The organism is Acidaminococcus fermentans DSM 20731 (assembly GCF_000025305.1).
GTDB classification, from domain to species: Bacteria; Bacillota; Negativicutes; order Acidaminococcales; family Acidaminococcaceae; genus Acidaminococcus; species Acidaminococcus fermentans.
The window spans coordinates 686,738-698,983 of the sequence record NC_013740.1; the positions used below are offsets into that span (position 1 = coordinate 686,738).

At 46.6% G+C, this 12,246-nt stretch carries 10 protein-coding genes; 9 read left to right on the top strand and 1 reads right to left on the bottom strand.

Going from position 1 to position 12,246, the window contains the following annotated elements:
• Nucleotides 1-460 precede the first annotated feature (460 nt).
• The 8 genes from ACFER_RS03070 (at nt 461) to ACFER_RS03105 (ending at nt 10,057) form a co-directional block, all read left to right on the top strand.
• A complete protein-coding gene (locus tag ACFER_RS03070; RefSeq protein WP_012937972.1) occupies nt 461-1,573 on the top strand; it encodes a DUF3644 domain-containing protein in 1,113 nt (370 codons plus the stop codon).
• Nucleotides 1,574-3,301, top strand: coding sequence for an AAA family ATPase (locus ACFER_RS03075; protein WP_012937973.1), 1,728 nt, complete (start codon nt 1,574-1,576; stop codon nt 3,299-3,301). It begins immediately after the preceding gene.
• A gap of 223 nt (nt 3,302-3,524) precedes the next feature.
• Complete coding sequence (tnpA, locus tag ACFER_RS03080; protein WP_041666088.1) at nt 3,525-3,836, top strand: IS66 family insertion sequence element accessory protein TnpA; 312 nt, start codon at nt 3,525-3,527, stop codon at nt 3,834-3,836.
• A 132-nt stretch (nt 3,837-3,968) separates the two neighbouring features.
• On the top strand, nt 3,969-4,484 hold the full coding sequence (locus ACFER_RS03085; protein ID WP_012937974.1) for a DUF6978 family protein: 516 nt from the start codon (nt 3,969-3,971) through the stop codon (nt 4,482-4,484).
• On the top strand, nt 4,481-5,269 hold the full coding sequence (locus tag ACFER_RS03090; protein ID WP_012937975.1) for a DUF1828 domain-containing protein: 789 nt from the start codon (nt 4,481-4,483) through the stop codon (nt 5,267-5,269). Before ACFER_RS03085 ends, ACFER_RS03090 begins: the two co-directional genes overlap by 4 nt.
• A 519-nt stretch (nt 5,270-5,788) precedes the next feature.
• On the top strand, nt 5,789-6,586 hold the full coding sequence (locus ACFER_RS03095; RefSeq protein WP_012937976.1) for a dCTP deaminase domain-containing protein: 798 nt from the start codon (nt 5,789-5,791) through the stop codon (nt 6,584-6,586).
• A 297-nt stretch (nt 6,587-6,883) separates the two neighbouring features.
• Nucleotides 6,884-8,395, top strand: a complete 1,512-nt coding sequence (locus ACFER_RS03100; RefSeq protein ID WP_012937977.1) for a capsule assembly Wzi family protein — start codon at nt 6,884-6,886, stop codon at nt 8,393-8,395.
• Between the two features lie 222 nt (nt 8,396-8,617).
• A complete protein-coding gene (locus ACFER_RS03105; protein WP_012937978.1) occupies nt 8,618-10,057 on the top strand; it encodes a glucose-6-phosphate isomerase in 1,440 nt (479 codons plus the stop codon).
• A 132-nt stretch (nt 10,058-10,189) separates the two neighbouring features.
• Here the strand turns inward: ACFER_RS03105 and ACFER_RS03110 are convergent, their stop codons facing one another.
• Nucleotides 10,190-10,987: a transglycosylase domain-containing protein gene (locus tag ACFER_RS03110; RefSeq protein WP_012937979.1), complete on the bottom strand. Its 798-nt coding sequence runs from the start codon at nt 10,985-10,987 to the stop codon at nt 10,190-10,192.
• 366 nt (nt 10,988-11,353) lie between these two features.
• On the opposite strand from ACFER_RS03110, the gene argB reads away from it, so the two are divergent.
• Nucleotides 11,354-12,241, top strand: coding sequence for an acetylglutamate kinase (argB, locus tag ACFER_RS03120; RefSeq protein WP_012937980.1), 888 nt, complete (start codon nt 11,354-11,356; stop codon nt 12,239-12,241).
• Nucleotides 12,242-12,246: the final 5 nt, after the last annotated feature.

A 12,246-nucleotide genomic window follows, 5' to 3' on the forward strand; every position in this document is an offset into this window, starting at 1 on the left:
TTTTACAAAAAACACATAGGTCTGGATATCCCCGGCTTCTGGAGACAGATTGGTCGGATTACCGTCCCTGTTTTGATTTGCTTGGGGATGTGGGCAATGAGTGGATTGTCGGAATGGGGAAAGTGTTGTTTGTTGGAAAGGTACTGGGGTACACGGTATTGTATGGTGTTGTGATTTACAGGTTGGCTATGAATGAGGAAGAGAAGGAGAAAATTCGGGGGATTGCTGGGAAGGTAAGAAGATGATAGCAAAATGGCAGAAAGCTGAGGGCCTTCTGCCATTTTGTTATGAATAGAAACATAATTATGGAACTCTTTGCATTTATGAAAAAATATGATATTCTATAGAAAAACGAACTGAAGTTCATATAATGGTCTGAAGATAAATTTGACGGATGTAAAATTTGAGTGCAATTTAGATATTATTAATATTTCACTTTAATAATTTGGGGGTAAAATTCATGACTATAGCGTTGCGTCAAGGAAAAGCAAAGAGCATCTTAGAAAATTCGAGATCCTGTGTATTGACAGCTGTCGAAACATATAATCGTCCAAATAATCTTTATAGAAGCGAAAATTATATTGTACTCATGATTATTGGATGGACTAAATTGTTGCATGCATATTTTCAAGCAAAAATTGGGAGTAAGTATTTTTATAAGGCTGAAAATGGAAGATATAAAAAAGTTAATGGAGAAAAAAGAGCTTGGGATTTGAAAGAGTGTATAAAACAGTTTAATAAAAGAGAACCAGAATTTAAATTAAGCGAAGCTGTCAGAAAAAATTTATATTTTTTCATTGGGATTAGAAATAAAATAGAACATTCATTTTGGTGTGGTTCTGATTTGGATATGTATGTATTCGGTGAATGTCAAGCACTTCTATTTAACTATGAAAAGCTGCTAAACGAACTTTTTGGTGATAGTTATGCTATTGAAGGGTGTTTGGCTTTTGCGTTGCAATTTTCACATAGAAGATCTGAAAATCAGAGTATATCACAAAAAATGTTATTGTCCAAAGAAATACGGGATTTAAAGAATTATATAGATAAATATAAAACTGATTTAAATCAGGATGTTTATGACAGTCAGGAATATAGTATAAAACTTTTATTAATTCCTAAGGTGAGTAATACGAACAGGCACGATATGGCTTTAGAATTTGTAAATTGGAATGCAATAGATGAAAAGGATAGAGAAAGTTATCAAAAGGTCACCGCAATTATAAAGGATAAAATTGTGTATAAAAATGCGTCAAACGTTGATTTATTAAAGCCTTCAGATGTGATAGAAAAAGTAAAACAGAGAACTGGTGAATCACTTAATATAGCTAATCACACTTGCTTATGGAAATCTTTTGGAGTTAGACCGGAAACAAATTCTCAGGATAAATTTGATACTATTGATAAATATTGTTTGTATGATGAACCACACAATGATTATTTATATACAGGTGAGTGGGTTAATTTTATTGTGAATCTTATAGAGAAATATAAATTTAATAAAGATAATATAAAAGAACGCTGCGAGACCAAACTTGACTTGAAGGAATATGAATATAATGGAGGTTGCTAGATGGAGTGGAAAATAAATCCAAATGATACAGAACCAGGAATATATGTATCGGAAATTGAATTTAATGATGGAAGTAAAGTAGAAGATATTGGCACGGATGACATTATTGTTTTTGTGGGGGCCAATAATGTAGGAAAAAGTCAGACATTAAAAGATATTTATTATGGTCTAGGGGATGAAAATGTTTCTATTTTAAAGAATCTGCATGCTCTGGTTAAAGGGTGTCCACAGGATGTTATTAATCTTGTTAAAGACAAGGGAACATGTTTTCAACAGACAAATAATAACATATTCTATATACTCGGTAAGGGATTTTCTATAACAAATATACCTTATTATATGGAGGGTGGCTGTAGGCAGCATGAGGTATTAAGGGATTTGTTCGTTTGTAATATCGATACAGAAAAGCGCCTTTCAGTTTGCCGACCAGCAGATTTGATTAGACGTGATGCTATTAGAGCACATCCAATTCATTATCTTGCTTTTGAACCCTCTATTAGAAAAAAATTCTCTGAATACTTTAAGAGGGCATTTCATAAATCTATCGAACCTAATGTGCTGTTTGGAAGCCAGATTCCTCTTATGGTGACAGATGGCAAGATTCATTTGGCTGCCGAGGATTATAATGATGAAACGGAAAGAGTAGAAGCGTACGGAGTTGAACTGAATAAATATCCCCAAGCTCATGAACAAGGTGATGGAATCAAAGGATTCATTGGTATTTTACTGTATCTGATTTTAGATTTTTATAGGGTCTATCTGATTGATGAACCTGAAGCTTTTCTTCATCCACCACAAGCCAGAATCATGGGACAGTTGATAGGAGAACTAAGTGCGGGGAAAAAACAGATTTTCATTTCCACACATAGTGAACAGCTGATCCAAGGGCTTTTAGACACAGCATCTGAAAGGGTTAAAATTGTAAGGATAACAAGAAATCAGAATATAAATCATGCATCAGTTTTAAATGCAGAAGATATAGAACGGGTATGGCGTGATCCAATCTTGAGATATTCCAATATTCTGGAAGGACTCTTTTACAAAAACGTGATTCTTTGTGAAAGCGATTCTGATTGTCGGTTTTATTCTATTATGAATGACCATTTGCAAAAAGAACAGGGGAGATATGCTGATACATTCTTTACTTATTCCGGTGGCAAACAGAGGATCCCTGTGATTTTAAATGCGTTATCATCTTTAGGCGTAGAGACAAAGGTTATTACGGATTTTGATGTGCTTAATAATAAAATTATATTTGAAAAAATATGTAAGGCTTGTCATATTGATTGGGATTCGATTCAAAAGGATTACCAAGTCTTTTATGATGCCGTTAACAGAAAGTCTAAGTTAAGCATGAAACCGAAAAAAGAAATTCTTACCGAAATTGAACAGATAACAAAAAAGGGGGAAGGAAACGATTACTATACGGAAAATGATGTACGGAAGATTAAAGAAATGTTAAAGGGGAAATCTTATTGGAGTATATTAAAAGAGTCTGGTGAAAATGCGATTCCTGCGGGTGAGCCGAGTCAAGCTTTTAACAAGATTAATCAAGTCGCCAGAGAACATAATTTATTTATCGTACCGGTAGGTGAACTGGAATGCTTTGTTAAAGAAATCAGTTCGCATGGGCCGAATTGGGTGAATGATGTTTTGGAGAAATATCGCAACTTAAATGATTCTGTTTATGATAAGGTAAGGGCATTCTTAGGTCTGTTGAATTTATAATTAGAGAGGGAATCCTATGTGGAAAGAGTATTTGCTGATTATTGGGCTTTTTTCTTTTATTATGTAAGCGCTTAAAAATTCGGTGTATGGAATTACCACCTTCAGTTTGAGATAATACGGATGTTCAAAATATCGCACGAAAAAAAACGAATTTCTCTACGGTGTGCAACGTGTCGTTTTTTTCGAGCCATTCGTGTCACTCATTTCTGGAGATGGTTTTGTTTTGGGTGAAATCCAACGCATAAAACATCAGAAGGCTCTGGAATACTGGAGCCAGATTTTAAAGGAGCAACAGGAAAGCGGTCTTTGCATCAAGGCGTTCTGTCGGTCACGTCAGATGAGCCATCATGCCATGTATTACTGGATCAAGGGACTGAGAGAGGAAGCGCTGTTGGTCAATCCTCAGGCACCCGCCTGTACTACTCAATTTGCGCCCGTCTCTATGGCTCAGGAGCAACAGCATTCCTGCGGGAAGATGGTCGTCTACGTGGGTTCTGCTTCTCTTGAAATCCCTGAGGTGTTAAGGTCGGATTAAAAAAGCCATGGCTTATTTTTCTTGACATGATTTTCAGCATGTCAAGAAGGATAATTATGGTATAATGACGGTAAATCACATAATCCTCAATTGAATGTTGAACGGCTTGAACAGTAGATAAGGATGATTCTCATGAGTACATTAACAAATGAAGAAGCTGAAAAATTATTAATGCTTCCGAAAAAAATTATTGTCGATGATGAACCACAGAATCAGTATATGCTCAAAAGTGGCAGTCGCCTTTCAGAAAGATTTTTTCTTCGTTCTGTAGATGGATATCATTTGTTTTTGTTGGAGATTTTTCAAGGGAAAAGACGTTTGAAAATAACGCTTCATTTTCAGGAGAACACACAACCTGTTGGCCTTTTACGGGTGGATTATCAGGGAACGCATCAAAATCCTGTTGAATGCAATGAATTTGTCCCGAATTTTGCAAAGCCATATGCAAAACAGGATATTAAGGAAAACCATATCCATTTTCATGTACAGGGATATAAACCATTGGCGTGGGCCATTCCGTTACGTATCAGCAAATTTCCCGTAAAAGAAATTATGGATATGGATTCCTTTATTAGTGCGTTAGAAGCATTTCAGCGAGTGATCCATTTGGATACAAAATTTCTTTATGAGGGGAGGTTGTTTCTATGAACTGGATTGATAAAGCTCTTCAAAATTATTTCGAGTTTTTAAAGGAACATATGAAAGCCACCCCGGTGGATGATCAGTGGTATTCCATTAGTACGCCTTTTTTGAATATGTTCAATGATTACATTGAAATCTATTGCTGCAATAAAGACGGAAAGATTTATTTGTCCGATGATGGAGAAACCTTGCGGAATTTGAGCCTGGCAGGGGTTAATTTGTCCCGCTCTGAGACCAAACAAAAGCTCATGAATCAAATCATGATCAATTATGGAATCAGAGAAAAGAATCAGGAGCTAATCCTGGAAACGGATATGAAAAATTTTGCGCAGGCAAAACATAATTTTTTGAGTGCAATTTTGGAGATATCGGATTTTTATGTGCTGTCCAAACCCAATACAATTTCCATGTTCAAAGAAGATGTACAAAATTATTTAGAAGAGCAGGAAATTATTTATACGCCCGGTTTCATTGCAAAAGGAAATACGGGATTGGAATTTACGTTCTCTTTCCAGATTGCTGGAAGGAAACGGGAAATCCTCATTAATACATTCAATGTGATCAACAAGAGCAATTTAACATCGTTCTTGTTCGACTGGGGCGACATCAAAGAGGGAAGAGAGAGGGTTTCTCAAAAAAGTGTCAGCGGACTGGCAATCATCAACGACCAGAAAAAGCCGATTGATTCAAAGTATTTGGATGCCATTCGCAATAAGGGCGCTGATTATATCTTGTACTCAGAGAGAAATAAGAAAGAGAATATAGAAAAACTGAACGCAAATGCTGCATAAAGCATTGAGCCGCATAGTGGGATGACAAGAAGTCAGAAACGGCCCTGACGGGCCTTGAGACGTCAGATGTCAGCTTAGATGTAGGACCGAACTTCTAGTCGCGGATCAAGCTGACGTCTGACTTCTGAAAGGCCCGCAAGGGTCGGTCTGACGTCTTTTGTTAGTAAGCGCTTAAAAATCCGGTGTATGGAATCACCACCTTCAGTTTGAGATAATATGGATGTTAAAAATATCGCACGAAAAAACGAATTTCTCTACGGTGTGCAACGTGTCGTTTTTTCGAGTCATTCGTGTTACTCTTTGTTAGAGTCGGGTTAAAATAGCCAATTACAGTCGGGCTAAAAACGCCAATGTCAGTCTGGTTAAAATCGCCAATCCTGGTCGGATTAAAAAAGCCATTGCCGATTTTCCGTCTCACGCCTAATGTCTCCCACTGACACATACCGAAATGCGGCGTCATCATTGCTTTTCGTCGGAAATGTTGTATAATAAAATATATTATAGCAGGGAGGTACGGATGTGTTTATTGCAGACAGCAAGATAAAAGAACTCAATAGCTCTCTGATTACTCCTTTTAAAGAAGATGCTATAGGACCGGTCTCTTATGATTTAACGGCCCGGCAGTTTCATTTGCTGAAAAATGGAGAAGCTGAAAGTAAAGTTAAAATAGAACTTCTTCCTTTGGAATCGGTTTTTGTTTCGACAGAAGAAACAATCAATTTGCCGGCTAATTTGTCGGCTGTAGTTAATATAAGGAATTCCAAGTTACGCCAGGGACTAAACTTGGAGAGCCCGATTTATTATCCGGGGCATCATACACGAGTCTTTTTCCGCTTGACCAATTTTTCTAATGAAAAAATCATTTTATCGGCAGGCGAGAAATATGCAGCTGCTTATTTTTCTCCTGTGGATGGAGCAGTTGATCAGCCCTATCAAGGTACCTTTCAAGATGAATTTGATTTTACAGGTATGGCCGGCTATACGAATCAATATAAAAAAGCAATGCATCAAGTACAGGATAAATTGAAAGACCTGAAAGATCTGGAAAAGGGAATTTATGGAAACGTCATGGTTTTAATGACGATTTTCGTGGCTTTGTTCAGCTTGATTAATATTAATGTGAATTTGGTAAAAGAAGGTTCTGATGGAGCGTATCTGATTCGTCTGCTTGTTTTCAATCTGGGAACGGTTGGCAGTATTTTTGCATTGATTGGATGTGTGCAATCGATGGTAAAATCTGAAGGAATCAATAAATGCCTGGTTGGATTGAGTGTGTTATGCTTCCTTGCTGCCATCTGTCTGGCTATAAAAGCATAAATGAATAAAAGTAGGGGTCTTATGGGAAAACATGTCCATAAGGCCTTATTTATTTAATTGTGTTACAGGCGGGCTAAAAACGCCAATAGCAGTCGGGTTAAAATCGCCAATCCTGGTCGGATTAAAAAAGCCATTGCCGCTTTCCATTCTGACGGAAACGCCCAAAGCGTTTTCCAACCACTTACCCACTTAACCACTTAACCACTTAACCACTTACCCCTCATATATGGTATAATACCCTGAATACACATTGCTTTTTGCTGAATAGATATTGACGGAAAAGGGGACTTTTGTGCCATGAAACGTACTTTTGCTGTGCTGCTTTCTCTGGGACTGGGGGTTGGGACTCTGCCGGCTTCTGCGCTGGCCCGGGTTGCGGCCAATGTGCCGGTGGACAGCCATTATTATGAAACCATTGACAAACTTTCAGGGATGGGCTATCTTTCTTCTCTTCCCAACGGTGCCCGGCCTTACAGCCGGCTCCAGATGGCCCGGTGGGTTCTGGAGGCCCAGAAACGGGCTGGGGACAAGCCGCTGCCCGGGTACCTGGCGGCGGATTTGGCGGATCTGGAGAAGTTCGTGGCTCCGGAACTGGCTTCTTTGCAGGATGGCCAGGCCGCATCTGACGGGTTCCAGGTGCGGAATGTCCGGGTGGGCACCGGCTATCTCCACAGTGACCGGTTTTCTTATGGGGACCGCCGGACGGCCAGTACATGGGCGCCTTTTGCCGGGAACAACGGGCACAAAAAGGGCCGGAACGACAGTCTGTACGGGGATGTGGAGGCTTCCGGGAATCTGGGCCATGAGGTGGCGCTGGGCATCCGGGGCCGGGCGGCCTGGGACAAGGACAATGAGGGCACGGCCAGCCTGGAGGAGGCTTATGTGAAGACCCGGACCGGGGCCTGGGCCTGGGAAGCCGGGAAACAGGCCATGACCTGGGGCCAGGGGGCCAGCGGAAACCTGCTGCTGGGGAACGGGATGAAGCCCCTCACCACCATCCAGGCTCATCTGAACGAACCCATTCAGGCCGGGGGCTTTCTGAAGTTCCTGGGACAGGTGGATTTCCACGGGTTCTACGGTCGGCTGGACGGGGACCGGGCAGCGGATGCGGCAGCCTGGGGCCGGAAGGATTATGACCATGCAGGGCTCCTGGGGCTGCGGCTGGATGTGACCCCGGTATCCTGGTTTACTCTGGGGATGTCCCGGATTTCCCTGCTGGGGGGCCACGGCAACGGGCTGGATTCCCATGACTGGGGCAAGTGGACCTATGGCCATAATGCGGATAGCAGGGATAAGTGGGACGATATCGGGGGCTTTGATTTCCGGGTGCGGCTGCCCGGGGTCCAGTTCTACGGGGAAATGTACGGAGAGGATCAGGCTCACGGGATGCCTTCGGACTGGGGCTACCGGGGCGGAGTGTATCTGCCCCAGCTGACCCGGGACGGTTCCTGGGACCTGGTGGCGGAAATGGCCCATACCAATCAGGACTGGTACGTCCATGGGACCTACCAGGACGGATGGACCTACAGCGGGGACATGCTGGGAGACTGGATGGGCAATGATGCCCGGAAGTACTATGCCCGGGTGAACCACTACTTCCCGGGGGCGGACCGGCTGGGTCTGTATTACCAGCGGACGGAGAAGGACCGGGGCGGCAATGGTCCGGTGATCCAGGAGCTGGGGCTTACGGGACGAAAGAAGCTGAAGGACGCTTTGTACCTGAACGGGACCCTGGGGTATGCAGCGGTGAAACAGGGGAACAAGGACCACGCCCTGTTTGCCGGTGCGGAAGTGGAATGGGAGATGTAGGAGGGCGGCAGTGCTGCCCTCTTTTTTTCGAACATATGTAATACTGTCTTGACAGTCGTCTGCTACGGGTGGAACCTGTGCTACGGAAGACGAACAAAATATTCGGAATCATTTAAAAACTAATCGTTTTCTATCTTTTTCTGTTGCACTTGTCTGTATAAAATGGTATGATATTTTACATAAACTTTAAAAACTTTACAAATGAAGGAGCAGCGGATACCCATGCAGGAAACAATTGTCTTTTCAAAAGGTTTTTCTTATCATGCAGCCAATATGCTGGGCGAAGGGCGGATCTCTCCAGAGGAAGTGGAGGCGCTGGCGCCCCGGATCCGTCAGGCGGCGGCCGGAGTGGAGAAAATCCGGAAGGAAGGATGGGCGAAGAACCATCTGTCCAAGGATGGGAATCCGGAACCGATATTCTTTCCCCGTCTTCCTTATCCGGGGAGTGATTCTCCCAATACGCCGGAACTGCTCCGGAAATTGGTGGATTGGGGGGCCAAAACCCGGGCGGAAGAGGATGCGGTGGTATTCTGCGGGGTAGGTGGCTCCTATCTGGGGGGCAAAGTGCTCTATGACTGCTGCACCAGCGGGTACTGGGCCGGCCAGACGGCGGCTTCCCGGCCGGAAATCTTCTTTGCCGGGAACAATGTGGATCCGGAAGACGCGGAAGGGATCCGAATCCGGCTGGAAGCCATGGCCCGGGCGTGCCGGGAAAAGCAGGGGCGGCGGCTGCGGGTGCTGCTGGTGCCCATTTCCAAATCCGGCACCACCCTGGAACCCACGGCGGCATTCCTCTATTTCTACGGCCTGCTCCAGGACCAGGGAGATCTGTTCCAGGTGGATGGGACAGTGGTCACCGACGAACGGATGGAACAGGGGCCCCTGAACCGGCTGGCCCGGAAGCATGGATGGCCCATGTTCGATGTGCCCAACGGGGTGGGAGGACGGTTCAGCGTCCTTTCCACCCCGGGGATGATCGTGGGAGCGGTGCTGGGGATGGATCTGCCGGAACTGCTCCGGGGAGCCCGGGAGATGGACCAGGCCTGCCGGGGTGACAGACTGGACACCAATCCGGCCCTCCTGAATGCGGTACTGAAATTCCTGGGGGCCCGGGACCACGGCGCGGTGACGGAAGTGTTCATGCCCTATGCCATGCGGCTGAAGGCCCTGGGCGAATGGTATGTGCAGCTGCTGGCGGAAAGCCTGGGGAAACGGAAGGACCGGGAAGGGAACACGGTGTTCTACGGACGGACGCCGGTGGTGGCCATCGGCACCACGGACATGCATGCCCAGACCCAGCTCCACCAGGACGGGCGCCGGGACAAGGCGGTCCAGTTCCTGTTCATCGACAGCTGGAAGGGCCGGGTGAAGATCCGGAACTCGTTCCCGGAAATCGGGGAATATGCCAAATATGCAGGACTGGACATGGGCCGGGCCCTGGAAGTGGCCATGGAGGCCAATGAGGAGGCCCTGGCCAGTGACCGGCGGATGAATGCTCTGATCCGGCTGTCGGAATTGAATGAATATTCATTGGGCCAGCTGTTCTTCTTCCTGATGCTCAGCATCGCCTACGAAGGGGAACTGGCGGATGTGGATGCCTACGATCAGCCGGGGGTGGAAATCTACAAGCGGCTGATGGGGGAGAAGCTGAAGAAGAGATGAAAAAAAGGCGCTGTGAAAAAATCATCCACAGCGCCTTTATTTCGCTTGCGTCAGCTGGCTTCCATCGGCTAGTGACTAGAGACTAGTGACTAGTGACGGGGTGTGAAAAAGCATTTTTTCACACCCCCTTTTTTATTTCCCTATCCCCAACGGCTCGTTCAGGGCGTCTTCCAGCTGTTCCGGGGTGATCATGTCCTGCTGGGCCATCCGGTTGAGGACCAGGTTCCGGCGCTTTTTGCAGCCCTGCCAGTTGGTGTAGGGGTTCAGGGCGGTGGGGGCGTAGGGGAGTCCGGCCAGGGTGGCGGCCTGGGGCAGGGACAGGTCTTTGGGCTTTTTGCCGAAGTACACCTGGGAGGCCTGCTTCACCCCGGTGGCCCCGGCACCCAGAAAGGTGGTATTCAGGTACATTTCCAGGATTTCCTGTTTGCTGCACCGGGCTTCCACCAGGAAGGCCAGGCCGGCTTCCGCGGCTTTCCGGCCCAGGGTCTGGTCGGAAGTGAGCAGCAGGTTCTTCACCAGCTGTTGGGTAAGGGTGCTGGCCCCTTCCACCACCTCGTCGTTCTGGATGTTCACCAGGGTGGCCCGGATGATCCCGTCCGGATCCACTCCGTGGTGGGAATAGAACCGTTTGTCTTCCACCGCCACCTGGGCTTTGGGCAGCCAAGGGGAAATCTGGTCCAGGGGGACCCAGTCCTCCCGGGGAATCCGGCTGCGGGCGATGTCCCGGATGTGCCAGCCCTGCCAGAACAGCTGGAGGGGCTGGGGGAGATCGGCCACCCAGCCGGGCCGGGGTGTGCCGGCGGGCAGGGCCTGGGCCTGGACGGCGGGCCGGGACGGGGCTCCCACTTTTTCATGGATAGTGGCGGGGCGGGTCATGTGCCAGCACAGGGCACCGGCCAGCACCACCAGGATGCATAACAATTTGCGCATGGACTGTTCCCCCTTTACTGGTATCCATTGTACTTGATACCGGGAGAAAAATCCAATGGATTCGGGAAAAGGGAGTCAGGAGGCGGAACTACAACGCTTCACAAAATTGTCCGGTTCTTTTTGGAAAAAAAGGTGCAGGAGGCGGCACTTTCGTACTATAATGAAGACACATATCAGGACGGGCTTCCACCTGAAAAAATACGAAAAAATGGTTGCAAAATTATACATTGAAGCGTATAATAATGCAGCATAAGGGAAAACAGCGGGACAGCAAGGAAAGTCATGGCCTGATAAAGCGTATTCTGTATGGTTCCGGAACCCGGACAAAAAATCCCAAGACCTGGTATTGGAGTAGGAGGAAATGCAATGCAGATCAAGAACAACGAAATGAACATATTAGTTGAAGCACTGCCATATCTGAGCGCTTTCAAGGGCAAGACGGTGGTTGTGAAATATGGCGGCAATGCCATGCTCAACGATGATCTGAAGAATAAAGTCCTGGAGGACATCGTTTTCCTCCGTTGTGCCGGCATGCGCCCGGTGGTGGTCCATGGGGGCGGCCCGGAAATTACCGCCATGCTGAAGGCAGCCGGGAAGAAATCCGAATTCATCAGCGGCCTCCGGGTCACGGACAAGGAAACGGTGGAAATCGCTGAACTGGCTCTGGTGGGCAAGACCAATACGGATTTGGTCCGCCGGCTGAACATGCTGGGGGGCAAGGCCATCGGCCTGAACGGCAAGGATGCCAAGCTCATCGAGGCCCGGAAGCATCTGGCGGATGTGTATGAAAACGGCCAGGTGAACCTGGTGGACATCGGCTTTGTGGGCACGGTGGAAAAGGTGAATACGGACCTGATCAACCTGCTGCTGGAAAACGACTACATCCCGGTGATCGCTCCTACAGGGATCGGACCGGACGGGGAAACCTACAACATCAACGCGGACAGCGTGGCCGGGGAAGTGGCCGGCGCCCTGAAGGCGGAAAAGCTGCTGATGCTCACTGACGTGCGGGGCATTTACGAAGACCACAAGGATGAAAGCACCTTCCTGTCCACCCTGACCTTTGAAAAGGCCCAGGAACTGATTGTGAAGGGAAGCATCGACGGGGGCATGATCCCTAAGGTGAAGGCCTGCATTTCCGCACTCAGCGGGGGCGCGGTGAAGACCCATATCATCGATGGGCGGCAGGAACATTCCATTCTCCAGGAGATCTTCTCCGACGAGGGTGTGGGCACGGAAGTTGTAAGAGACTGAAAGGG